The sequence below is a fragment of the Parabacteroides caecihominis genome, from assembly GCF_023656785.1.
In the GTDB taxonomy this organism is placed as follows: domain Bacteria; phylum Bacteroidota; class Bacteroidia; order Bacteroidales; family Tannerellaceae; genus Parabacteroides; species Parabacteroides segnis.
In genome coordinates this window covers 110,274-136,139 of record NZ_JAMOKS010000008.1, presented here as the reverse complement: position 1 = coordinate 136,139, position 25,866 = coordinate 110,274, and the positions used below count along the sequence as shown (strand labels likewise).

Here is a 25,866-nt window from a genome sequence, read left to right as displayed (position 1 = left end):
AGTCTGATGAAAAAGTTATGTTACTTCATATCATTTTTGTTCTTATTGCTGACGTTTGCCGGCTGTGAGAATGACGGCACGCTGAATGAAAACTCTGAAATAGTTGTGGTCGGTTTAGGTCATAAGGTTTATAACCTGCCTTTAGGAAATGAAATCCTTTTTACAGGAAACGATATAAAATGGTTTAACAGAGATACGAGAGAAATCAGGTTCTACGACCATTCGTCATTTAAGGAAAAGCTGGAGCAGTATGAAAAGATACTTGTTATATTGGCCGATACGGAGTTGTTTACGGCGACCAATGTCTCCGATGTGATGGCGAGTGTGAGTACGGTTTATAACGACCTGGTGTTGTATCATGATACTGCTGAGGATAAATACTATCTGAATGACAGTTATCCGGTAAATATCAATGTGGAGCAAGTCCGGTTGAATACAGAAATACGTGAAGAAAACTGGGGATTATTCCTTTACCAGTTAGGGATAGAAGGCCGCCTCAAATAAAAAACTTCCGCCGGCCTGTGAACGAGCCCGACGGAAGTCAGTAATTAAGTTATAGCATTTATTTATTTATTTATTTACCTATTCTTCTTCTTTTTTATTAAGCCTGTAACTAAGCGCTCCCGACGGGCATTTGTTGATCTGTGCGATCAATTCATCAGTGGTTGCATTTTCTATTTTCACCCAGGGTCTTTCCTTGGGGTTATATACCTGTGGCAATGTTTTTACACAAATACCCGAATGCTGACAAAGGTCAGGCTGCCATATAATTGTCAGTTCACCGTTTGAATATTCAATTTTCTTTCCCATATCTATAATCGCTTTATCCTATGTTAATACCTCTCATTACTATGCGTCGCCAGTCCGGATGCTTTTGGATGTATCCGGCAACGAAAGGACACAACGGAACCAGGCGCAATTCTTGTTTTTCTATATCCTTCAGCACTTTTTCAGCCAGTTGGCTGCCGACACCTTTCCCTTCGAGGGCTACGGGCACTTCGGTGTGTGTAAGGTATATTTCGCCGTTCTTGGTTTTTATATACTCAATTTTCGGAACGTATTTGCCAATGTGAAATTCGTATTGGTGTCTCTCTTCGTTATCAATTAATTCATAATCGTCCATATCGCCTAATTGTTTTATTTGATTCTATATAATTCAAACAGTTTAGGGAAAGGCTTTGTTTACGGTTTCCTACAATTCTTTTTATCAGAAAAATGAATGATGGAAGTTGCTGATTGTAAGCCTAAAGGTTATTTATCTTTCAATTTATATTGAATAAGTATGGTTTTTATGAAACATTTTTAGTGTCAAGGTTGTTTCATTTATAAAGCAAAGTCATTTGTTTTGTGCGAAAGTTGAGTAATAAATGGTATAAGTAACTAATATAGGAGTCAAATGGAACATGTCCGTTTGATCCATTATTATTAGTTTTAGGTCACATATCAAAAAATGGAGTGTTATGAATAAGAATGACGTTGGTTCAAGTGCTGGTCAGATCTGGCGCTTGCTTGCAGAGAGAGGTAACATGTCTGTCAGAAAGATTGGAGAGATGACTCATTGTAAAGAGTCTGTTATTTTTCTTGCATTGGGTTGGCTAGCCCGTGAAAACAAAGTACGTTTTTGTAGTGATGGCAGTGGGATGCTATCCGTCGAAGTAAATATTCCGCTAACAGAGACGTATTATTGATAGGAAGAGGATAATTTTTGAAGCGCAAACGGGAAAGGGATACAAAATGAATTGTAGCCCTTTTTGTTTGCGCTTCACTCTTCTATTGACGGTACTTGCAGCAAGCCGGGAGCTTGTTGTAAATACTGTCGTCAGCTTTATACTTGTCGTTATCGTGTCCGGCTTTGGCTATCGTTTTGGCAATGGCGTCAGCAGAAGTCTGTTCCGGGTTGAATTGCAGATGGACCATTTGCGCTTCTTTATCCCATGAGGCGGAAGTGACTCCTTTTACGCTTTTGGCGGCCTCTTCAATTCGTTGCTTGCACATGTCGCAGGCTCCTTTTACTCCGAACATGGCATGTTCACTTTGAGTTGGGTGAGCCGTGTTTCCGTCATTATTCATCATAGATGTTTTTCCTTCCAGCTGTGCACTGGCATCGATAGAGAAAACGCCATTGGTTACAATTTCTTCTCCATCCGAAAGCCCTTTCAGTATCACATAGGCATTGCCTAACGACGGACCCAGTTCCACTTCACGCATTTGGAATGTCGGGGTAGACATGTCCGGTTGTTTGACGTAAACGATAGACCGCTTGCCTGTCCAGAGTACGGCTGTCTGGGGAACGACAATCTGATCTTTATATCCTTTCAGGGGAGCGTCGACGATGGCTGTCGCATACATCTCCGGTTTCAGTTCCATACCCGGATTTGCTACTTCGACACGAACCCGGGAGGTACGGCTGGTCGGATTGACAATCGGATCGATAAAGGCAATACGCCCTTTAAATACTTTGCCGGGGAATGCCTGCATGGTGAATGAGACCGGATCTCCCTTGTTCAGGAAGGGCAGGTCTGTTTCATAGGCATCGAACATGGCCCATACCTTTGAAAGGTTGGCAACATCGAATAGTACGGCTCCCTGCGAAACATAATCCCCCTGGCTGACCCGTTTCGACATAACGATACCGCTTGTATTCGATTTAATCTCTACGGTAGGAGAGGTGGTGCCGGATTGTTCGATAGCCGTTATCTGAGCATCCGTCATCTTCCAGAGTTGCAGTTTCTCGCGGGCAGCTTTGATTAAGGCGGGTTGCTGCATTTTGATCGCTTCCAGTAATTCCTGTTGTGCCGTAAATAATTCCGGCGAGTATAGGGTGGCCAACGTTTGTCCGGCACGAACCGTTTCGCCGGTAAAATCGACGGCCAGACTTTCTATGCGGCCTCCCACATGGGCGGTTTGCGATTGCAGGCTCCGTTCGTCCGGTGCTATTTTACCGTACAGGCGCACTTCCTTAACCGGGTTTTCTTTGCTGACACGTGAGGTTTGCACATTAGCCAGTGCTATTGCCTCTTCCGATAACTGGATGGCGGAAGGGTCTACATTCTCGTGGCTATTACCACTTTTGCGTAAAGGAATCAGGTCCATACCGCATATCGGGCATTTTCCCGGTTTATCCTGTTTGATTTGAGGGTGCATGGAGCAGGTCCATACGCCGTTTTCATCCTGTTGCAGGTCATGACTGTGGGTGTGTTCCGCAATGCTGTCATGGCTATGGTGTTCGTCGTTTACCTGGGGTGTTGTGGAGGACGGACTGAAGAATAACCAGCCCAGAAATAAACCGGCCATTACAAACAGGATATATTGTACTTGTTTGGCTTTAAACCATTCTTTTATCTTTTTCATATCTTTATTCGTTTATTGAGGTTGCTACTAATTTTTCCATGCCGGCTATCCTTGTATTGTATTCCGCAATAGCTTCGCTTTTCTTGAGGCGGTAATCCAAAAGCTGGCGTTCTACCTGTATGACATCTGTCAGACTGGTTGTTCCGGCGGAAAATTCCCGGACAATCAGTTGCCAGGTGGATAATGACAGTTCCTGCTGCTTTTGGTAAAGAGCTATTTTCCGGGATGCATCCGCCAATTGTTGTTTAACTGTCTGGTATTCGGATTGCAGCTGATTCAGCGTATTTTCGTATTTCAGTTCGCTTGCCTGGCGGTAGTGCCGGCTTTCCTTTTGTTGTGCCTGATACTTTTTACGGAAGATTGGAATACTGATTTTAAACATAGGCATGACCATATCCATACCGTTCATGTTATCCATAACCATACTGTTATTCGATTTCCCGACCAGTGAATATTGCAGGCCGATTCCAAACATCGGATAACTCATCTTTTTATCCATCTCTGCTTTTGCCCGGTAGGCATTCGCTTCGGCTTCGAGCATCGACAACATTGGGTTGGCTATAATGATACTGTCGGTCATGGCCTGGTCGTCAATCAGGAAATGCAGTTGTTGCAAAGAATCGGGAACAGCAACCCTCATATCCTGCCTGCGGTTTAACAGGGCATTGAAACGTGCTTCGGCTGCCGTTCTGTTGGAGGCTATGAGCTCCAGATTGTTCTGAAGTTCCGCTTTTTCTATCTGTATGCGCAGTACGTCCGACATGGTGCCTGAAGAACTGCCGGTACCCATGGAACTACCCATAGGACCGGAAGCCATTCCCTGCATAGAGGAATTGCCGGTTGGACTACCTTGTGGCGTTGCCTGGGAGCTGCTTCCCATTCCTCCCATGTTATCCATGCTGTTTCCATTGGAAGCGGGGGGAGTAACGACATTACCTGTAATGGGGGTAACTGTGGAGACGGGTGCATTGGGCGACGGCGCGGAATAACGGTTGAGAGCCAATTTCTCCAATTGTTCCAATAAAGCAAGATTAGCTTGCGTGTTCTTATACTGTTCGTTGAGGTTACATAACTGGTACCACTGGCTCTTTACTTCATAGAACAAATTGTTCCTGGCTTCACGGAATTGCTCGTAGGCCATGCGTGACATTTCGGTCGCCTCATTGCGGGCCGCTTTGCGCGTTCCGAACCAGGGGAACATCTGCATCAGGGTGAAGTCGGCAATCTGTTTACCGCTCAGTGTCTCCATCGGTTTGACAAAAACACCGATATCCAGCTCCGGGTCTTCGTAAGCTCCTGCCTGTGGAATCTTTTCCAGTGAAGCCTTATAGAGGGCAAAGTTGGAGTTTACCAACGGGTTGTTGCGTGCGGCTGTCTCCAGATACCACGCCAGGCTGTCCGCCTGCTGTGAAAATGCCGGAAGGAAACCGAGCAGCAGGACTATTCCTATTATATATGCTTGTATTTTTATCTTATTTTTCATCGCTTGTGTTCATTTGAATGTTCTGTTTCTTTTGTTCTTTCTTTATCACACTTTCGCGCCACCAGCATTGCAGCACGGGGACTACGAACATAGTCATGGATTGTATCAGCATACCTCCGAAAGTAGGTATTGCCATCGGTACCATGATATCGGCTCCTTTTCCGGTAGAAGTCAGTACCGGCAGTAAAGCGATTAATGTCGTTGCTGTCGTCATGGCGGCGGGACGTACACGTTTGAGTCCGGCTGTAACGACTGCTTCCCGTATCGCTTCTTTAGTAGTCGGATTCTGTTGCAGGAAAGTCTGGTGGATGTATGTCCCCATCAGCACGCCATCATCGGTTGCGACTCCGAACAGGGCGATAAAGCCGACCCAGACAGCGACGCTCAGGTTGATTGTATGCATCTGGAAAAGGTCCCTCATGTTTTCTCCCCCTACGGAAAAGTTCATGAACCAATCCTGCCCGTACAACCAAAGCAGGATAAAACCTCCTGCAAAAGCGACAAATACGCCGGAGAAGTGGATGAGGGAAGCTGTTACTGTTTTAAACTGGAAATAGAGTACCAGTAAAACAATTAGCAATGCCAATGGAACAACAATCGCCAACCGCTGGGTGGCTCGTTCCTGTTGTTCGTAATTGCCGGCGAATTTATAGGAGACACCTTTTGCCAAAGTCAGTTCTCCGTCTTTTATCTTTTGGTCCAGTACGCGTGTCGCTTCTTTTACTACATCTACTTCGGCTTTGCCGGATGTTTTGTCGAATATGACATAACCGACCAGGAACGTATTCTCACTTTGAATCATCTGTGCTCCCCGGGTATAGTCGATATCCGCCAGTTCTTTCAATGGAATCTGTGCGCCGGTAGCGGTAGGAACCAGTAACATGGATAAAGCCTCCGGATTATCCCGCAGTTCACGTGCATAACGGAGACGGACCGGGAAACGTTCCCTGCCTTCGACCGTAGTGGTCAATACCATTCCACCGACAGCTGCACTCAATATCTCTTGTAAGTCTTCTACGTTTACTCCGTAGCGGGCCATATTATCCCTGTTCAACTTTATTTCCAGATAAGGGGCACCGACTGCCCTGTCGTAGAAGACGGAAGAGGGGATAACCGAAGGAACTTCTTTTAATGCCTGTTCTATCGCTTTTCCGCTTTGCTCGATTGTCTCCAGGTCCGGACCATATATCTTTAGTCCCATCGGTGCACGCATCCCGGTGGAAAGCATGACCAGGCGTGCCTCTATCGGCTGTAATTTAGGAGCGGAGGTCAAGCCCGGTAAATGAGTGACATTCACAATCTGCTGCCAGATATCGTCTGTGTTTTTAATTTCCGGACGCCATTGACGGAAATAATCTCCCTTCCGGTCAGGTATCAGGCTGTCGCGGGGGATAAGCCGGAAACCGTCGGCTGGATTATAAGTACCACCGTCTTTTAAAAGATATTCTCCTTTCCCGTTTACCTTGAACCGTTCACGCTGTCCGTCTTCATTCAATATATATTCCGGACGATAATTGATGGTGTTTTCAAACATCTGTGCCGGAGCCGGGTCGAGAGCCGAGTTGACACGTCCCCATTTCCCGATGGCTGTCTCTACTTCGGGAATGGCCGCCAGGCGTTTATCCAGTGCTTCGATATAATCCAGGTTCTGTGCAATCCCGGTATGAGGCATACTGGTCGGCATCAGCAGGAAGGAGCCTTCGTTCAGGCTGGGCATAAACTCTTCGCCGATTTTTCTCCAGATCATAAAACCGAATACGATGGTAGCGGCAGGGATAATCATAAACTGCCAGCGGTGGCTGAGGCACCATCTCAGTATCTTTTCATAGTAAATAACCAATATCCACAGAAGAGATAAGATAATAAGGATACAGGCAGCAACAAATAATATATTGGCCGATAATCCGGCTTGCGGTCCCATCGGCAACCATTCTTCCGACAGGTAATAAATAGCAACCAGCAGCGTAATGCCTATATTGATATAGGTACTCATTTTGGGATTCTTCCAATAAGAAGCGAGCAGGTTATTCACACCGACAGCCGTAAGTCCCAGTGCCGGTATGCTTCCATAGATAACCAGTAATACGATACCTGCTACAACTAACAAATAATTAGCCACCTTCCGTATCATTTTTGAATTTATCCTGACGGAGAACAGCAGATAAGAGAGCGTAGGCAATATTATTAACCCCAGAATAAAAGCGGAAGCCAGCGCATAAGTTTTTGTATAGGCGAGGGGAGAGAACATCTTCCCTTCCTGTGCCTCCATCGCAAAGACCGGCAGGAAACTGACAATGGTTGTTATCATCGCCGTCGCGATGGCACCGGACACTTCACTTACTGCTTTGTAAATAAGGCTTACGAAGGCTTTACCTCTTTTAATGTCTTTGTTCTCCGGCATCTCCATATACCGGATAATACTTTCCACAAAAACAACCCCGACATCGACCATAACTCCGATTGCTATCGCAATACCCGATAATGCGACAATATTTGCCTCTATCCCGGTATATTTCATGAGGATGAAAGTCGCCAGTACGGCTATCGGCAACATGCTGGCAATGATGACCGAGGCACGCAGGTTCAGTACCAGTACGATAATTACAATGATACAAATCAATATTTCATGCGAAAGTGAAGTCTCCAGTGTCCCGATTGTCTCTTTTATCAGGTTGGTACGGTCGTAAAACGGAACAACGGTTACTTTCGAAACTGTCCCGTCCTCCAATGTCTTTTGGGGAAGTCCGGCTTCAATTTCTTTTATCTTCGTCTTAACATTGTCAATCACCTCCAGCGGATTAGCACCGTAACGGGCGATAACCACTCCGCCGACAGCTTCGATACCTTCCTTATCCAGTCCGCCCCGACGTGTTCCCGGGCCTATATTTACGAAAGCAACATCTGAAATACGGACTGGAACACCGTCGCGCACAGTGACGACAGCCTTTTCCAGGTCGGATACATCTTTAATATATCCCAACCCCCGGATCAGATATTCTACTTTGTTTATCTCCATCGTTTCCGCACCGATATCGAGATTACTTTTCTTGACGGCATTCATAATATCCATAACCGATATATTGAAAGCCCGCATGGCATCCGGATTCAGTTCGATTTGATATTCCTTTACAAAACCTCCGGCAGAAGCCACTTCCGATACTCCTTCGGCAGCCGAAAGGCTATATTTGATGTAGAAGTCCTGTATCGTGCGTAACTCTTCGGCATTCCAGCCTCCGGTGGGTTTACCCGTTTCCGGATTTCTACCTTCCAGCGTATACCAATATATTTGCCCCAAAGCCGTTGCATCAGGCCCGAGGGCTGGCTGTACACCTTCCGGCAATGTGCCGGGAGGCAGTGAATTCAACTTCTCCAGGATACGTGAACGGCTCCAGTAAAATTCTATATTGTCATCAAAAATGATATAAATGAATGACATTCCGAACATGGAACTGCTCCGGATACTTTTAACCCCTGGTATTCCCAGTAGGGAAGTTGTCAGCGGATAGGTGATTTGGTCTTGTATGTCTTTGGGAGACCGTCCCATCCATTCGGTAGCGACAATCTGTTGGTTGTCGCCTATATCGGGAATGGCATCCACCGGGATTGGATTACGGGGTATGATACCACCGTGCCAGTTGAAAGGAGATGTGGATATTCCCCAGACAACGACCAATAGTAATAATAGCATGGTTATCACCCTGTTCTCAAGGAAATAACGGATTATTTTATTTAGCATAGAGTACTGTTTTTTATTCTGATGGATTTATTTGCTGCATACAACTTCTTACAACAGGCAAACTTTGTTTTCCAAAGAATGCCTATGCATATGAAGTTTCCTCTCGTGTTACACAAAAGGAACAGATTATAATCTTTTTTTGTTTATGGAATGTGAACAAAAGAGACTACCGACAGGTAGCTGGCATTCACTAAATCAGAAAAGAACAGTTTCGAATGCATAGTTCTGTACCACTACATTCGTCGGGTGGGGTATTATAAAAAGGATTGAATAGAGTTGAGCCGTCCGTTTCGGAGAGGGCCAACAGGTCATTTATATCGAACAGCAAGGACAAAGCAACCGGAGTATAATCTATCACCGGTATCTGGTCGATATTCTGGTCGACTGTCATCTTCACCAACTGCGTATCTGTAGAACAGCAATGATGTGTTTGTTTCTTCTCCTTGCATGAAGGGCATATATCATTTTGCCACAGGTCAACTTCCACTATCTTACCCATGCAATGATGGATATTCAGGATTATTCCGCTGGAAACCCCGAGATACAGGAACGTTAGTATGACTAAAAGATATTTCTTCATGAACGCAAAGATACGATTGTTTTACCGGATATAAACATAAAATGTATGCAGCGCTTATTAAAGAATGTTTCATCTTGTTTTCAATAACATTTTCTTTAAATAAAAGGGAAAGTTTAGCATTATGTGTAACGCCTTGTTTTTTAAATTGCTATACTTCTCTTTTTAGCGTTTTTTTATGCGAGGAAACGGGAAATAATGTATGACCTGTCATTACTTTATTGTATCTTCACCGCGTAAACGAAAATGTATTTTGCACATTCAAAATAGTAAGTAGCAGAAGTTTTATGGTAATAGCTTATTTGAGAGTAACTATTGACAAGCAACATCTTGAAAGACAGAAAGATGAAATTACTCGTTATGCGTCAGCAAATGGTTTGGAAATCAGTAAATGGATCACTGATATAGTAGACGGAAAAAGAAAGGAGAGTGAACCGACTCTGTTCCGTGTGTTGGACAGAATGAAAAAAGGTGATAAAGTTATTATAACGGATATTGCCCGGTTTGGTCGTACCTTGTCCGAAGTAATGACCCTTTTGAGTAAATGTATGACCCTGGGGGTTCATGTATATAGTATAAATGACCGTTATCTTTTGGATGACAGCCTGAATACGGAGGTCGTATCGACAACCTGTAATCTGGTTTCGGAGATAGAACACAACCTGATGTCTGTCCGTACGAAAGAGGCGTTGAACCATAAGAAAGAGAAGGAGGGCTTGCAATTGGGACGTCCGAAAGGAACGGATGCCAAGCAATCTTTGCTGGATGCCAACAAAGATGAAGTGATGAACATGCTTGAAAGAGGGGACACTGTTGTCATGATCTGCAAGCATTTCAACGTGTCCAGAAATACTTATTACCAGTTCAAAAGGAATTACGGGATTTAGAACCAGTCTTTTTTTCGCATATAAATCCAGGTTAGTATGCCTGTGAGGAACATGATTCCCCAGGCAATACCATAGCCATATCTCCAGTCCAGTTCGGGCATCAGCTTGAAGTTCATACCCCATACGCCGACCAGGAATGTCAGCGGGATGAACAGGGTAGATACGACCGTCAACCGTTTCATGATCGCATTCATTCGCAGGTCATTGTTGGAAATATAAAGGTCCACCAATGAAGAAATGATTTCCCGGCAACTTTCTGTTGTCTGGATAACGAATTGTAACTGGTCGGCAAGGTCGTTGTAGATCGGAAGCATATCGGGACTGATTATTCCGTTCTCCGTACGCAGTAGTTTGGGGAATTGTTCCTTCAATGGCTGGCTGTTTTTGCGGATAAGCATATATTCATGCCGGCGTTGCTGGATCATCGAACCCATGTTTCCCTGGTCGCTTTTGATGTCGAGCAGTGTCTCTTCGATATCTTCCAGCATTTCTTCTACTTTGGAGGCTGTTTCTACCAGATTGGCAATGATCGTATTCAGCAGGAAAGCAAGCAGCAGTCCGCTGCCTTTTTTTCGCAGGTTCAGCATATCGGATTCCAGCGCTTTCATTGTGTTGGCGAATACCGGATTATTACTTTCAGTGAAAGTGATGACTACATTTCCGGTGACCAACAAGCTGATATGCTCGGAATGTATCTCCATATTGGCATCATAATAGCTGGAATTCAGGATAATGAGCACATGGTTCGCATATTCCTCGATCTTTACGACATGCTGAGGTGTCAGTATATCCTTGGCATCCAGATTGTGCAGGCCAAACTCTTTTACAATACGCGTAATGGTATCGGAGTCGGTCAGCCCGCTTACCTGAAACCAGTTTATTTTGTTCGGATCGACCAGCTTGCCGAAAGAAGAAGTACCCTTTTTTACTTCGGTCGTATGGAGTACATCGGCATTGTATTGGGTGAGACGAATGTCGGTTACAGTCTCATGCTCACCGGCATAATAATACTTATCCGACAGATGCCGGTTAGAAATATGTCTTTTTCTGTGCACATGTGTAGCTTCTTTTCGTCTCATAGATACCCTTGTTTAATCCAGTTCCACAACAGTGATGCCTGCACCTCCCAGTTGAACATGCTCATCGTGGTAATGACGGACACCGGGAACTGAATGCAGATAGTCGCGTATCAGTTGCCGCAGGATGCCTGTACCCGTACCATGCAGGATACGCACCTTTGATGCTCCGACCTGGATGGCATCGTCAATGAAATAGGTGACAGTTTGCAGTGCTTCATCGCCCCTCATACCTCTAACATCTATTTCCTGCTTAAAGTTCAATTTCTTCTCGTGCATATGGTCGGTCGTATCCGAGCTGACAAATGTACTTTTCTGGATTTCCTTCTTGATCTGTCCTTTGCTGACTTTCTCCAGTTGTTCCAGTTTAACCGTACTTTTAATCATGCCGAATGCTACGACCGCCTGTTTGCCCTGAAGTTCCATAACTGTTCCGGCAGAAACCTGTCCTTTCAGGCGGACATTGTCGCCCACCTCGATCACATCGCGGTTGAATGTCTGTTTGGCGGCAGGTGCATTCTGTTTTTGCTTTTTACGCTCTTTCCGTTCCTGTAGCTTCGCCATCTTGCGGGCGATCTTGTCATCCTCTTCTCCAGCCGATTCGACAGAAGCCTTAAACTCCTCCAACGCTTTACGGGCAAGTTTGGTCTGTTCCTTTTCTGCTTGTGCTTCCTTGATTTCACGAACCGTATTCTCGATCCTGGCATTAGCTTCGGCCAGTATTCGTTGCGCTTCGGCTTTCGCTTCGCGCATGATCTCCTTTCGTTGTCTGTTTACCTCTTCCAGATCCTTTTCGTAACGGGAGGTGATATCTTCCAGTTTCTTTTCCTGCTGGCGGATATTCTGCCGTTTGCTTTCCCAGTAACGTTTATCGCGGACAATATCTTGCAGGTATTTATCCATATCGATATAATCGGAGCCGACTTTGGCAGAGGCGTCTGCTATTACATCTTCCGGCAAACCGATCTTCCTTGCGATCTCGACGGCAAACGAACTACCTGGATTCCCGATAGACAATTTGAATAACGGCTGCATCAGATGGCGGTCATACAGCATGGCGCCGTTTACGATGCCTTCCGTATCTTCGGCAAAATGCTTCAGGTTCTGATAGTGCGTCGTAATTACACCGAAACTGCGGTTCCGGTTGAAACGATCCAGCAAAGCCTCGGCAATGGCACCACCTATCTGGGGTTCCGTACCGCTACCGAACTCATCGATCAGTATGATTGTCTTTTCATTACAGTTTCTGACGAAATACTTCATGTTGGTCAGATGGGAACTATAAGTACTCAAGTCGTTCTCAATACTTTGCTCGTCACCGATATCAATAAAAATACTGGAGAATATACCGGTGCGTGAACTTTCGTGCAATGGAATCAATAATCCGCATTGCATCATATATTGTAGCAGTCCGACCGTTTTCAGACAGACTGATTTACCTCCGGCGTTCGGTCCTGAAATAATCAGGATACGCTTCTTTTCATCGAGTGTGATATCGAGTGGTATGACTTGCTTGTTTTGTTTCTGCAATGACAGGTAAAGCAGCGGATGAACGGCACGCGCCCAATCCACCTGTTGTACATTCTCCACAACCGGCTTGATCCCTTTTACCTGTTCGGCAAAGAGCGCTTTGGCACGGATAAAATCAATATCCGCCATAAACTCATATGATTGCAGGATATCCGGCACCATCGGGCGTACAATATTGGTAAACTCCGTCAGGATCTTCATGATCTCCCGGCGTTCGTCACCTTCCAGCTCACGCACCCGGTTGTTGGCTTCCACAACAACTTCCGGTTCAATGAAAACTGTCTTTCCACTGGCCGATTCGTCGTGTACGATACCTTTTATCTTTCTCTTGAAAGCCGGAGCTACGGGAATCATCAGACGACCGTCGCGCATGGTCGGGGTGACATCTTTGTCTACTACGCCTTCCGACTGTGCATTCCGTAGGATGGATTGCAGGCTGCGGGAAATACCGCTCATCGTGGATGAAATTTCTTTTCTGATCTGTGCCAGGGTAGGAGACGCATTGTCTTTTACTTTCCCGAACTTGTCGAGGATGGAATCTATTTTTCCGATCAACTGGGGGAAAACAAGAATGTCACCAGCCAGCGCTGTCAAAGCCGGATAAGCTATTTCTTCATCCTCTTCCGTCCGGAAGAAACGGACAATATCATTGATTGTCTGTAGCGAACGTTTCAGGTCGAACAATTCCTTTTCGTCCAGCCAGGTTCCTTCCGGGCGTATCCGTTTCAACGAATAACGGACATCGAAAAAGAAACTGGCAGGAAACTCTACCTCTCCATGCAGGATACGGACAAACTCATCTGTCTGCTCCAGACGTTCAATAACGGTTGTATAGTCGGCAGAGAATTCCATCTCTGCAACCCGCTCTTGTCCCAGCGGGCTTAAACATTTATCGGAAATTAAACGGCGTACTTTATCGAACCCCGTTTTTTGTTCAAAGTTTTGTGGGTATATCACGTTAATTTATATGCTTTATTTTATCTCCACCGTAATCTCTCTGCGGATAGTAGGGCGGACGATTATTTCCATTTTGTTTTTGCCCCGTTTAATTTCAAACGTACAGGCATTGTTGCCGGTCGGATTGACATAAGGAGCATAATAATATAGGTAGGAGAAACCTCCTACATTGCCTGACTTTTGTAGAGCGTCGGCAACCTGAGGGTATTGGAATGTATCCCAGAACATACAGCGTTTGAAGCCGTTTGCGTCCGTGAATTGTGTTTTAGGATCGCGGAATTTCATTGTTTTGGAAATGAAGTTCTTATAGCCTGCTGTAAATTCTTCGGCGGAATAATTCATTTTGTTGTCATTGATCTTTTCGATCACGTCACGCGGACGAAGTCCTGATGCGTAAGCCGGCGAATTGCGGTCTACATCCGTGATGAGTTCCAGACGGTCGATGTCATAACAGATCCCGGTGTAATTATAAGTCTTCTGGTTTACCTTATATTGTACATTGCGACCATATTTTACATACGGATACTGCATCAGCATCAACGGCACATGGATACGGGCATATTCTTCCAACTTGTAGGAGTCTTCCAGCAATTCGTTCGCCTCGCATTCCCAAAGGATGCGACCCGGAACAAATGCCTGGTCGATCATTCGGAAACCGAATTGTAACAGGTATTCTGCTTCAGCCTCTGCCGCCGAATTACCCAGGAACGGGAAAGAATCCATCTTACTCTGAGTAAAATTATAACGGAAAGTAGGCTCTTTCTCTATCTGGATCTTATTGGCTCCTTTGAAGTTCGGATTCTTATCGAAGAAGTAGAATGTCTGTATCAGAATATCCGGTTGTGCGATATCCAGCACCAGTCCTTTTTTAGTCATTTCTTTCTCGATGCAATCATTGATGGCACTTTCCAGTTTACGGTTGTTCTCATCTATCGCTGCGAAAGCAAATGTCTTGAATTTGCCGAAGCTTATAGAATCGGGTGTCACCACTGTCTTGAACGGACAGGTAAAAGTGCGCTCGCTGGTAGTCTCCAGACTGTACATGGAGAAAGCCGAAGCCAACTGGTCTTCAGTGATCGAGTTGACCTTCTTGCAATCCTTCTTAACCATTACCTGTTTGGTCGGGATGGAAAGATTGGAGATGGTTAGTATCACTTCGTTTTTACCGGCAGGATTCAGTAACTGGGCTATCTCCTGAGGAGAAACTTCTGCCGACTGCACCCCGTCTATCGCTTCTACAATATCACCTTGCTTAATTCCTGCAAGTTCTGCCGAAGAATAAGGGATAACTCCTGTAATGACAGGTTTGAACTTTCCCCAGTTGTTACTTTGGCTGATATCATATGTGAATCCTAATCTACAGATTGACGCGCTACGGTTCTGTGCATAACCGGTTAAGAATGCAAATAACAATAATATGGATAAAACAATTCTTTTCATAATGCCAGTAATTCTATTATAGTATTAATAATACCTGTTTATACCTAAATCTATAGGCAAAGGTAAAGATATTTTTGTTGAGTATGAATAGTTGGCAGCATATTTGATGTTATTCCGGTGTATGATCGTAAGGATAACTTTTTCTGCATCCAAAGTGTTAGTAGATGAAAGTTGTCGTATTATGCTGACAATTAGGTAATAATAAAAAAATTAAGATAGTTATGAGCAAGATGAATTTTAACGGAAAGAAGGAAACGGCTGAAAAGAATGAATGTCAGAACAACGAAGAAGCGACAAATTTGCAGCAGGAACAGGAAAATGCGGCAGAAGAATGTGCGCAAACTGACAATGTGACCGAAGAGCTGGATGAGTTGAAAAAGAAGTATAACGAATTGAACGACTCTCATCTTCGCCTGATGGCAGAATTTGATAATTACCGCAAACGTACCCTGCGTGAAAAAGCAGACCTGATTAAGAACGGCGGTGAGGCAGCCCTGAAAAACTTACTTCCTGTAGTCGATGATTTCGAACGTGCATTACAGAATATCCGTAACTCGGATGATGTGGAAGCCGTGAAAGAAGGGGTAGAACTTATCTATTCCAAATTTATGGCTTATCTGGCCCAGCAGGGAGTGAAAGCTATTGAAGCGGTAGGCCAACCTTTCGACACCGAAATGTTTGAAGCTGTAGCTACTATTCCTGCTCCGGAACCTGGCATGAAGGGTAAAATCCTGGATTGTGTACAGACCGGATATACTTTAAATGACAGAGTGCTTCGTCACGCTAAAGTAGTAGTAGGAGAATAAGCAACATGCTAGAGGGCAAATAACAACAATACAAAGATGGCTAAAAGAGATTATTACGAAGTGCTGGAGGTGTCAAAAACCGCCACAGTAGAAGAAATTAAGAAAGCATATCGAAAGAAAGCAATCCAATTCCACCCGGACAAGAACCCCGGTGACAAACAGGCAGAAGAAAACTTCAAGGAAGCTGCCGAAGCGTACGACGTATTGAGTGATCCTCAGAAACGCCAGCGCTATGACCAGTTCGGGCATGCCGGAGTAGGAGGTGCATCCCAGGGAGGTGGCTTTGGTGGAGCCGGAATGTCAATGGAAGATATCTTCTCTCAGTTCGGAGACATCTTTGGAGGACATTTTGGTGGCTTTGGCGGTTTCGGTGGTTTTGGCGGAGGCTCACGTGGCGGCCGTCGTGTGAACCGCGGATCAGATTTGCGTGTGAAGGTAAAACTGAATCTGAAAGAGATCGCTAACGGAGTAGAGAAGAAGATAAAGGTTAAGAAATATGTACCTTGTAGCAAATGTCACGGTAGCGGAGCAGAAGACGATCACAGCTCCAAGACTTGTGAGACTTGCCATGGCAGTGGTGTCGTTACCCGTATTGCCAATACAATTTTGGGTCAGATGCAGACACAGTCTACCTGTCCGACTTGTGGCGGTGAAGGAAAGATCATCACTAAAAAATGTGCTCAATGTGACGGTGAGGGTGTTATGCGTGATGAAGAGATCATTACGATCAACATACCTGCCGGCGTAGCTGAAGGAATGCAGTTATCCATGAGCGGAAAGGGAAATGCAGCCCGCCACGGAGGTATAAACGGTGACCTGCTGATTTTGGTTGAAGAAGAACCGCATGCAGAACTGATCCGTGACGAGAATGACTTGCTGTATAACTTGTTGTTGAGTGTTCCCCAGGCTGCTTTGGGAGGAACCGTAGAAGTTCCGACCATCGACGGTAAAGCGAAAGTGAAGATCGAACCGGGTACGCAACCGGGTAAAGTCCTTCGCCTGAGAAATAAGGGACTTCCTTCCGTGAACAGTTATGGAACAGGTGATTTGCTGGTAAATGTCAGCGTATATATTCCTGAAACATTATCAGCGTCAGAAAAAGAAACGCTGACCGGTTTGGATAATTCACCGAACTTCCAGCCGAACCGTACAATGAAAGAGAAGATCTTCAGCAAATTCAGACATATGTTTGATTAGAAGTATTCAAATATTCTCAGATAAATAAGAAAAGAGTAAAGTCGACTAACAGGAAGTTGGCTTTACCCTTTTTTATTATCAGAGAGTTTGATTTAATGTTTAGCGGCTGATACTCCGTAATAATTATAATGTCCCTGAGGAATAACTATCGGGGTAATAATCGGTTTTGCGTTATCGGTATATAAAAGAGCTTTTTCTCCTTTTTTCAAATATACCCGGCAAGACGAATCATCTATTTTCTTTATTTTGGCTCCGGATATTTTGTAATTACCGTTAAAACCATGCTGTAAAATGCAAGGTTCACCAGCCAGACTTTCAATCTCTATCCATTCAGTACTGCCGTTTTTGCGATTGGCGGAGATTAAAAAACCGCCTTCTGCCCTTAGTTTATGGAACACCGCCTGTTTCCATTCTCTGCTCACTCCCGGAAATATACGTATTTTGTTTCCCCAGCTTTGTATCAACATGTCCAGTAACATGCGGCTCAAACCTCCGTAAGTTTCCGAACAAGGACTACCACCTTCCGAATGCATGAAATTAGCAGTTAAATTTTTGGTAGCTAATGCGTAATTCATGTGTTCTAACGCTTTTTCCCCTTGTTGCATGGACGAATACATCGAACTGATGACAGCCTGTGTCCAGGTATTAGGTATTTTAGGATCTCCCCAGTATTGTAAAGAACGCATTATCACCTCCTGATTTTCCGGTTGTTCTACGTTTACCAGATAATAAGGGTATATCTGAAATAAATGACACCAATGACGATGTCCCAGCGGTGCGGATTGATGTGCTGATGCCATAAAACCATTTTGATCGGTCGGATAGGGAACCAGATGGTTCAGTGTGTTTTCCCATTCTTTTTGTTGTTTATCTTTCAACTTCAGACGCCGGTTTATTTCCAACAAAGTCTGACAACCCCATCGTAAAGACGACAAATCATAATTTGTATCAGAATCATTGATAGCTTCCGGGGAATGGGCTTTGGGAGTATGCAGCTTTCCCGCATCGTCTTTTTCCAGTACATTCAATAAAAAATTGACGGCTCGTTTTAATAATGGGAAATATTGCTTGCGTAAATAAGTGTCGTCCATTGTCATCCGGTAATGTTCCCACATATAATACATCAAATAAATCAGGTTTGAACGCTCCGGATATTCCGCATTCGGCCATTCAAAGACCGGGTCTATCTGTTCCCGGCCGGTACAACGAACCAATCCTGCGGCGTTATGACGATATTCTTCCGGAATGCTGTTGATGAGATTCTGTTCGTTATCGTGTATATAATCGCTTAGGGTAGAAGCCAGTTCCTGCTGGTTAGATATATGAAGGGAGCTGAACAGCATTTGTGTATTCAGATTGAACCACACTCCGGGCCAGTTCGTTTCTTTATACCAGGGGCCCATCAAATCACATAGGGGAGCTCCTTTACGCATCATGGAAGCTAACTTATACTGTAATCCCCAATATAAGGATTCCATCTGCGGGTGGGGAATGGAGACAAAACTTTGGGTATAGAAATTATTCCACCAGTCTCTGTGCGCATTGAAGGCTGTTTTCATTTTGTTTTCATCAGCATATTCATTAAGCAATGAAGCAACTCTGTTCAAATCGGTATTTTTGGGATAATCGTCCTGTACCGTAATTAGCAGACGGCGGCTTCCGTCAGCTAATTGTACCTCTTTCCAGGCCGTTACATAATCGCCTCCACCATCTCTTTTTTGTATGGATAAATTTACATCCCCTATGATACGCTGAACTGCGGGGGGATTCAGGTAAACATGTCCTCTGTTGGGGTTCTGGCGGGGAACGACCGATGGTAACGGACGGTATACCCAATATCCTTTCAGGTTTTCTGTCGGTTGATAGTCCAGTACGATAATATCTGTATTTCGTAATACTTTGACTCTCATTTCAACCGTTTGGTTTCTATGCATCTCCAGGTTGAAGCGGGCTTCCGCATTGTAGATATCCAATCTTCCGGTACTCCCTTTTATCCGGTAATTAGTGGCAAATTCGAAATAACCGATGGGAAGCCGCCCGTTATCCACAATGCTTTTGGCATTCGTATTTCTGTGTTCCAATACTTCGCTGCTACCGATATCCAGTCGCAACATATTTCCAGATGGCTGATAAAGCATTGCACCCAGCAATCCGTTACCCAGAAATGGAGCATTGAAATAACTGTCGGGTGTTTTATCCCATACTAAATCATGGCGGGATAGAAATGTCTCCCAATCAATCTGGTCTATGATATGATTGGCATGTACATAAACTATATTGACCCAAAGCAATAAAAGAAGGAAAAACTGTTTCATGGTAAATTTCTTGTTTTTATTATTTTACATCAGATTTAATATCTTGTTTTAAGAAGACTTTTTAATTGAATAATAAAAAATATACATATAGGCGATTGAAGGAAGAATCATAGAGACGGCAACATTGGATATTTCCTGGATTACTCCCATAAGAGGGGTAACGACGGCCCCGCCTAAAATAGTCATTACCATTACCGAACTGCCAATCTTTGTGTGTTCTCCCAACCCTTTCAGGCTTGATGCAAAAATAGTGGGATACATCAATGACATAAAGAAGCTGGTCGATAATAAGCACCATGTACCGAATACACCTGGCATTAATATGCAACAGATTGTCAGAATGATATTAATCAGACTGTAAAAGGCCATCAACCGGACCGGTTTAACCAGCTTCATCAACCAGGTTGCGGATAATCTGCCTAATGTAAAAGCAACCAAAGTGGCGGAGAGCATATAGCCGGCTGTTTTTTCTGTCATTCCTGCATATTGTTGTACATATAATATAAAGAAACTCCATGTCCCGACCTGGGCGCCGACATACAGGAATAAGGCGAGGGCTCCTTTCATGAACTCTTTATTGTTCAGCAGGATTTTCAGGGAGTCTCCTATACGGGTGGCTTGTTCCTTGGTCGTCTGCTGCTCCGGTAATTTTATTTTCCACAAAAGGATTGCCCATATACAGGCAAATACAGCCAGAAATAGATAAGGAGTGACAACACGTAAAGTCTCCACCTCTAAATATGCGGTATATTCGCCTGCCTCTTTCATTTCTGCGATTGTTTCTCCACTTAACTCTACTCCGGAGAAAATGAAAACCGTACCGATGATTACTCCGAAAATAGAACCCAGAGGATTGAATGCCTGTGCCAGATTCAGCCGTTGTTCAGCCGTTTCTTCATCTCCCAACTGTACAATAAAAGGATTGGCTCCTGTTTCGAGGAAAGTGAGGCCGGAAGCGATAATAAACAGGCAAAAAAGGAAAAAAGCATAACTACCGGCTATTGCCGCCGGCCAGAATAACACGCAACCTACGGAGAAAAGTAATAGTCCCCCGATCAGTCCCGTTTTATAACCATACTTTTGCATGATTGTAGCAGCCGGAAAAGCAAAAACGAAATAACCGATATAAAAAACAGATTGAATCAAACTCGCCTCCAATATGGATAGTTCGAAAGACTTCATAAATTGTTTTATCAGTATACCGTTTAAATTGTTGGGAATCCCCCACATAAAAAACAGGCAGGTGATTAAGATAAAAGGTATCAGATATTTTCGATTAACCATTTTCGTTTTATTTTCAATCATCATAAGAGTTCTGTTTTATAAGCCCGGAGGCTGTTATTTGTTTTATTTCGCCAGCCGATTTTTTTGCCGTGTCAAGCAAAGCTGCCATTTCTTCATTTGTTAGTAAAGGAACTGTTGCCAATGACCAGTTTAATCCCAATTCTGTGTATTTATCGGCACACATATTATTAAAAGCACAAAGTTCCCATTTATCAATAAGGTCTGAAAAAGAGTCGTTGAGTAATTTTCCGATGCCTGCTATATTTTCAACAGAGGCCGTCATTCCCGGAATTAAGGGGGTGCGGACCCATATTTGTGTATGCAGACGGCTCTTCCGAATCAATCCGGCAATAATGTGGAGGTTATCAATTACTCTCCTGTTATCTTTCCCTGTAAAAGTAATATGTCTCTCCGGATTTATCTCTTTAATATCGAATAGTAACAAGTCCAGGAACGGCAGCATCTGTTCATAGGCTGAAGAGGAAGCCTGTCCGCATGTATCGAGGGCCAGATGTAAATCCCGCTCTTTCAACTTTCTCGCGAGAACGGTTATAAAATCCGGATACAGGGCAGGTTCACCTCCGGAAAATGTAACTCCTCCGTCCATGCTTTTTAGTAACGCTTCATCTTTCAGGATACAGGCCGATAACGTTTGGGGTGAATATTTATGACCGATGATACTTAATGCTTTTGATGGGCAATGTTCTACACAGGAAAAACACCGGATGCATTTATCCGTATCGATTACATACTCTCTTTTAAGGGAAAAATCAATCGCTCCGTTTTTACATGCCTTTTCACATTGCCGGCAACCGATGCAATCGCGCTTAGTCCATTTTAGTTCCGGAAACGGATGAATCGTTTCCGGATTATGACACCAGCGGCAGTGTAGCGGACAACCTTTAAAGAAAACAGTCGTTCGCAACCCCGGACCGTCATGTGAAGATAGCGGAGTAATCTTGACAAGATTCGCTGCCAGTTCTCTTTCCTGCATTACAAATTCTGATAATTGACCCTTTTTACAAATTCCTGCTGGAATTGTTTATCCATGAATACAAAATGTGCAGAATAGCCGGTCACTTTCACGACTATTCCCTTATATTCATCTTTGTCAGGGTGATGCATTGCGTCTTCCAGGGTCGCTATATCTACCACATTCAAATTGATTTGTACACCACCGCAGGTAAAGAAATGATTGGCAAAAGCCCGGACAAAAGTTCCGCGAGGTTTATCTTCGGGAAAGAAGCTCGGATGAAGTTCTATCTGGAATGAACCGCCCTGGTATTCGCTGTAATTCAATTTGGTGAAAGAACGCATCGTGGGTAAAATCCCCTCTTTGTTCCGTCCATGCATCGGATTCATACCATGTGCCAGCGGTTCCTCCGCCTTTCGTCCGTCGGGTGTTGCTCCCAGCATCGGTCCGGCATATGTATGTCCCATGAACTGGAATAGAGATGGACGGAAATGGAATCCTTTTATATTATGCTTTTCTTCCAGCATTTTACGTATCAATGTACATATTTCAACGGTCATATCGTCGACGGAAGCATTATCATTCCCGAACTTTGGCATATTCAGAAAATCCTGCCTCATGATTTCCCTGCCTTCCCAGTTTGTAGTCAAAGCTTCTTCCAACTCATCCAAAGTATATTTTTTATCTTTGAATATCAGCTCACGTATAGCAAACATACTGTCGCATAAATTAGGAACACCCAATACATTCACCGAAGTATAATTGTTTGCCACAGCCCTGACGTCCGTTACATCTCTGCCGTTTTCTATCGGGCCATGCATACAGAAAGACGTTACTATTTCCGGCCATACTTTGGGCTGCCATTTGTAGGTATTGTTCTTAAATTCGACCAATGCGTCCGTCGTTGCATCCAGTTCCCGACGGAAATGAGCCATGAAAGCATCCCAGTCGGACAGCTTGTTTTGAGCGGCATACCGTATCGTGCGTTGTAGCGGCTGGATGGGAACCAGGGAATTGGTATCCTGGTCGCTATATTCTTTTCCTACCGAACAATACCATTGGCATCCCGAATAGGCAATATTCCATGCATCTTCTTCCTTATATCCGGAGCGCAGTTCGCTGGCCCGCATCACATCATAGTTTACCAGCGTAGGAGCGCCGCAACCATGCCGTCCGACTACATCACAGGCATATTCCCAGAAATCGGGGTCGATATCGCTATGCCACATCACTCCCAGCTGGTTGTATCCACCCAGCATATCGTATGCTTCCACTCCAATCCAGCTTACTTCGTTGGTGGCATCTTTCAGTTCCTTATCCCGTCCGCCGAAGCAAAAATAGTTACCGCCATATTTCAGATACAACTCGGCAATCAGTTCGCGGGCAGTCTCTTTATTTAAAATGCCTTTTTCTACATCTGCCCGGTAAAAACGCAGTAGCAGCTGGTCCATGCGGCCGTAACCATTTCCATGCCCAATGATACGTTCCGCTATCTGGAAGAAGTTAATCCATTGTAATGCTTCCAGGAAGGTGGAAGGAGCATTAGACACCAGGTTTCGGCAACTCCGGGAAACCGATTCGTAAATAGCTTTTATCTCCGGGTCGCTTTCGTTCTTTGCCCGTATTTTGGCTTCCTCCGCATATCTCTCTACATAACGGATAATGGATTCACACACAATTTCTGCTGCACAGAGATATTCATAACTATATTGATTGTCGAATGATTGGTATTGTTCTTTATAATGACGTATCTTCTTTAAGATACCGTTCCAACCCAAGTCGAGCCCAATGGATAAATCCGGACAAGTATGGGTCAGACTCATGCCACCGGCCCCCATTTCTCTTGCTTTAAAACCTAAATCCTGGTTTTCCTGCGGATATTTGAAATAACGCGCCTCGTCCAGCTGCCAGTAAAATTCTCCCACTATTTTCTCATAAGGGTGAATTGCAACCGGGCTGTGGTCCAGAAAGAAGGCATAATCCGTCGCAAAGTTTATCGGAGTATTGGAAAAGCCTGAGACTTTGGAAGGCATTTCTTTGGCAAAAGGAAAAGGGCCTCCGACATCAATACGGCAATTATGGTCACCCAGATTGATTCGTTCGCTTTCCGAAGCGGCAGTATCTCCCGTAGCGGGACTGAAAGTCGCCGCTTTGCCTGACCAGTGATATACCAGAAACTCAGGATTATCCACATAAATATCTCTCTTATGATGCTGTGCCAGTTCCAGATTCCGTTTATGTAAACGCTCAATCCGCCCGCTCTTTTTAAACAGTGTATTTTTCATGTTATTTATTATTTTCTTTAATCATCGTCCCTACTTCTTGCAACGTTTTCACATCTATATCACGAATACGGCCTTTGTAATCGGGACCTATATTGACGGAAAATATATTTTCATACTCTACGGCTTTCAGGTAATCTTCATATATTTTGGAAGCCGGGTGACACAAATTATCGTGCTTGGGTAGAGAATAGAACCACATGGCACCACCTTGATGCGGCGGAAGGAGAGGATAGGTAAATTCGGCAACCAGGTATCCGTTATAATTAGCTTCCTGTTCCTTATTGTACTTACTGGCTTCGCTGTCACCCAATCGTCCGGGTTTTCCCATTTCCCGCAGACATAAACGTCCGGATGGTTCTCCGTGGTTATAGCCTACAAAACAATTCGGTTGGAACTGGTGGACCCAACGGGTTGTCTCTGCATGCGAAAGTCCGCCGTCGCCCGTTGCATGGTCAAACCAGATAAGTTCTATGGGACCGTATTCTGTCAGCAACTCTTTCAATTGAGCCTTCTTAACTTCCGGATTATTACCGCCACGACCTCCTTTTCCGCGTTCGGCTTCCGGCCAGTTCCAATCGCCTTCCGAGAAATAAATCCCCAGTTTTATACCGTATTTGTCACACGATTTGCGAAGCATTGCCATTACGTCCTTTCCCAGCGGGGCATTTGTAATCTTGAAATCGGTAGTCTTCGTATCCCACAAACAGAAGCCGTCATGATGTTTGGTCAGGAAATAGATATAATTCATGCCTGCTTCTTTCGCGGTTCTGGCCCATTGGTCCGTGTCGCATTCCGTAGCACGGAAAAATTCGACAGGCAGTTCTTCTCCGGTCCATTCTTTTCCGGAGAAAGTACTTAAAGACCAACAAATGAACATACCGAATTTCATATCCTTCATCTCTTGTGCCCTGGTATCGTTAGGAATAACCTCCTTGCTGATAGACGGTTTTGTCGACTGGCAAGAGGTTGCAGCCAACAAGCATAGCCCTAAAAGGCTTGTAAAAAATGTTTTCATGTTATTCTGATTTAAAGTTTGGACAAACTTAGCTATTTGTGTGGCGGCAATCTTGCAAAAAAAAACTTTATATTTGTACAATCTTATCATAATGCATATTTTATATGATTTATTTATCCCAGACATACGAGATTCTTACCGGAGGCTTTTATACAGGAAGCGTTTCATGGAATAAAAAGCGGACAGAGGTGGATAATTGTTTTAAAATCTATCAGTTAACAGAAGGAGAGGTCCGTATTTGCGATGAACAGCAGGAATTTACTTTGCAGAAGGATAAGACTTATTTTATTAATGGCAATAAACTGACCCGTCAATACTGTAATTCTTCATTTTCTACTCACTGGTTGCATTTTATACCGAAAGATTTGGTTGTTTATCAGGGGTTATTGTCTTTGCCGCTTGTTGTGGAACTGCCTGACGTAGCTAAGGAACAAAATGTACTCATGCCGGATATAGAACAATTACAATCTCAGAGTGCGGCTTCATGCTATAAATATACTTTTGAATTACTGAAGCTCCAGACGTTTATACAAGCCTTTATCATACGTATTTTTGAGCGATATCCTTTGGATGAGAATGAACAAACCTATAATATACAACGTTTGCAACCGGCAGTACGGTATATCAATAAGCATTTTACGGAGTCGATGAATCTGAAAATGCTTGCCGATTTGTGTTGTCTATCTCCGAATTACTTTCATAAGATATTTACAAAGCTGCTGAATACGACTCCGAACAATTATATCGCTTTATTACGGATGAATGCCTCTCTACAACTATTAATCAATGATAAATATACCATAAAGGAAATAGCTTACGAGCTGGGATTCACAGATGACGCCTACTTTTGCCGGGTATTCAAAAAGCACTACGGAATCACTCCCGGCGATTATAAGAAAAGGAGGGGAGAGGTTTTATTCTAAAAGCGAAAGATTATACACTCGGAGATTAGCT

Annotated in this window: 20 protein-coding genes; 6 read left to right on the top strand and 14 right to left on the bottom strand. The window is 44.1% G+C overall.

Annotation, left to right across the window (positions count from 1 at the left end):
* Nucleotides 1-6: 6 nt before the first annotated feature.
* On the top strand, nt 7-504 hold the full coding sequence (locus NBH14_RS08505) for a hypothetical protein (protein ID WP_186960914.1): 498 nt from the start codon (nt 7-9) through the stop codon (nt 502-504).
* Between the two features lie 78 nt (nt 505-582).
* Here the strand turns inward: NBH14_RS08505 and NBH14_RS08500 are convergent, their stop codons facing one another.
* Nucleotides 583-810: a (4Fe-4S)-binding protein gene (locus NBH14_RS08500; RefSeq protein ID WP_007659254.1), complete on the bottom strand. Its 228-nt coding sequence runs from the start codon at nt 808-810 to the stop codon at nt 583-585.
* A gap of 13 nt (nt 811-823) precedes the next feature.
* Nucleotides 824-1,123 carry a GNAT family N-acetyltransferase gene (locus NBH14_RS08495; RefSeq protein ID WP_046146902.1) on the bottom strand — a complete coding sequence of 100 codons (300 nt, stop codon included), beginning with the start codon at nt 1,121-1,123 and terminating at the stop codon, nt 824-826.
* A 337-nt stretch (nt 1,124-1,460) separates the two neighbouring features.
* Here NBH14_RS08495 and NBH14_RS08490 point away from each other — a divergent pair, with 337 nt between their 5' ends.
* Complete coding sequence (locus tag NBH14_RS08490; protein WP_186960913.1) at nt 1,461-1,688, top strand: winged helix-turn-helix domain-containing protein; 228 nt, start codon at nt 1,461-1,463, stop codon at nt 1,686-1,688.
* An 82-nt stretch (nt 1,689-1,770) separates the two neighbouring features.
* Here the strand turns inward: NBH14_RS08490 and NBH14_RS08485 are convergent, their stop codons facing one another.
* From NBH14_RS08485 to NBH14_RS08470, 4 genes are all read right to left on the bottom strand, one after another.
* The gene (locus tag NBH14_RS08485; RefSeq protein WP_250817303.1) at nt 1,771-3,351 is read right to left on the bottom strand and encodes an efflux RND transporter periplasmic adaptor subunit; all 1,581 of its coding nucleotides are present in this window, start codon (nt 3,349-3,351) and stop codon (nt 1,771-1,773) included.
* A gap of 4 nt (nt 3,352-3,355) precedes the next feature.
* Complete coding sequence (locus tag NBH14_RS08480) at nt 3,356-4,834, bottom strand: TolC family protein (RefSeq protein ID WP_186960911.1); 1,479 nt, start codon at nt 4,832-4,834, stop codon at nt 3,356-3,358.
* Nucleotides 4,824-8,570 (bottom strand): efflux RND transporter permease subunit, encoded by a 3,747-nt coding sequence (locus NBH14_RS08475; RefSeq protein ID WP_186960910.1) that lies wholly within the window; start codon nt 8,568-8,570, stop codon nt 4,824-4,826. The genes NBH14_RS08480 and NBH14_RS08475 overlap by 11 nt, the downstream gene beginning before the upstream one ends.
* Before the next feature lie 190 nt (nt 8,571-8,760).
* Nucleotides 8,761-9,150 (bottom strand): HYC_CC_PP family protein, encoded by a 390-nt coding sequence (locus tag NBH14_RS08470; RefSeq protein WP_186960909.1) that lies wholly within the window; start codon nt 9,148-9,150, stop codon nt 8,761-8,763.
* A 284-nt stretch (nt 9,151-9,434) separates the two neighbouring features.
* Here NBH14_RS08470 and NBH14_RS08465 point away from each other — a divergent pair, with 284 nt between their 5' ends.
* Nucleotides 9,435-10,034, top strand: coding sequence for a recombinase family protein (locus NBH14_RS08465; RefSeq protein WP_128133502.1), 600 nt, complete (start codon nt 9,435-9,437; stop codon nt 10,032-10,034).
* Here NBH14_RS08465 and corA read toward each other — a convergent pair.
* The 3 genes from corA to NBH14_RS08450 are packed head-to-tail and all read right to left on the bottom strand — an operon-like array spanning nt 10,031 to nt 15,037.
* Nucleotides 10,031-11,113 (bottom strand): magnesium/cobalt transporter CorA, encoded by a 1,083-nt coding sequence (gene corA, locus NBH14_RS08460; protein ID WP_186960908.1) that lies wholly within the window; start codon nt 11,111-11,113, stop codon nt 10,031-10,033. The two genes, NBH14_RS08465 and corA, sit on opposite strands and share 4 nt — an antisense overlap.
* A 12-nt stretch (nt 11,114-11,125) precedes the next feature.
* Complete coding sequence (locus NBH14_RS08455; RefSeq protein WP_186960907.1) at nt 11,126-13,597, bottom strand: endonuclease MutS2; 2,472 nt, start codon at nt 13,595-13,597, stop codon at nt 11,126-11,128.
* 15 nt (nt 13,598-13,612) lie between these two features.
* Nucleotides 13,613-15,037 carry a PDZ domain-containing protein gene (locus NBH14_RS08450; protein ID WP_186960906.1) on the bottom strand — a complete coding sequence of 475 codons (1,425 nt, stop codon included), beginning with the start codon at nt 15,035-15,037 and terminating at the stop codon, nt 13,613-13,615.
* A 221-nt stretch (nt 15,038-15,258) separates the two neighbouring features.
* On the opposite strand from NBH14_RS08450, the gene NBH14_RS08445 reads away from it, so the two are divergent.
* Both NBH14_RS08445 and dnaJ read left to right on the top strand, forming a co-directional pair.
* On the top strand, nt 15,259-15,843 hold the full coding sequence (locus NBH14_RS08445) for a nucleotide exchange factor GrpE (protein ID WP_007659266.1): 585 nt from the start codon (nt 15,259-15,261) through the stop codon (nt 15,841-15,843).
* 36 nt (nt 15,844-15,879) lie between these two features.
* Nucleotides 15,880-17,040, top strand: coding sequence for a molecular chaperone DnaJ (gene dnaJ, locus NBH14_RS08440; RefSeq protein ID WP_010803395.1), 1,161 nt, complete (start codon nt 15,880-15,882; stop codon nt 17,038-17,040).
* A gap of 92 nt (nt 17,041-17,132) precedes the next feature.
* On the opposite strand, the gene NBH14_RS08435 is transcribed toward dnaJ, so the two are convergent.
* Genes NBH14_RS08435 through NBH14_RS08415 form a run of 5 tightly spaced genes read right to left on the bottom strand, consistent with a single transcriptional unit; the run spans nt 17,133 to nt 24,912 of the window.
* A complete protein-coding gene (locus tag NBH14_RS08435; RefSeq protein WP_186960905.1) occupies nt 17,133-19,355 on the bottom strand; it encodes a glycosyl hydrolase family 95 catalytic domain-containing protein in 2,223 nt (740 codons plus the stop codon).
* A 48-nt stretch (nt 19,356-19,403) separates the two neighbouring features.
* Nucleotides 19,404-20,663, bottom strand: a complete 1,260-nt coding sequence (gene fucP / locus NBH14_RS08430) for an L-fucose:H+ symporter permease (protein WP_186960904.1) — start codon at nt 20,661-20,663, stop codon at nt 19,404-19,406.
* Nucleotides 20,653-21,633 (bottom strand): glycyl-radical enzyme activating protein, encoded by a 981-nt coding sequence (locus tag NBH14_RS08425; protein WP_186960903.1) that lies wholly within the window; start codon nt 21,631-21,633, stop codon nt 20,653-20,655. Before NBH14_RS08425 ends, fucP begins: the two co-directional genes overlap by 11 nt.
* Complete coding sequence (locus tag NBH14_RS08420) at nt 21,633-23,897, bottom strand: pyruvate formate lyase family protein (RefSeq protein ID WP_186960902.1); 2,265 nt, start codon at nt 23,895-23,897, stop codon at nt 21,633-21,635. The genes NBH14_RS08425 and NBH14_RS08420 overlap by 1 nt, the downstream gene beginning before the upstream one ends.
* Before the next feature lies 1 nt (nt 23,898).
* Nucleotides 23,899-24,912, bottom strand: coding sequence for an alpha-L-fucosidase (locus tag NBH14_RS08415; protein ID WP_186960901.1), 1,014 nt, complete (start codon nt 24,910-24,912; stop codon nt 23,899-23,901).
* Nucleotides 24,913-25,016: 104 nt separating this feature from the next.
* Here NBH14_RS08415 and NBH14_RS08410 point away from each other — a divergent pair, with 104 nt between their 5' ends.
* Nucleotides 25,017-25,835: a helix-turn-helix domain-containing protein gene (locus NBH14_RS08410; RefSeq protein WP_186960900.1), complete on the top strand. Its 819-nt coding sequence runs from the start codon at nt 25,017-25,019 to the stop codon at nt 25,833-25,835.
* Nucleotides 25,836-25,866 lie beyond the last annotated feature (31 nt).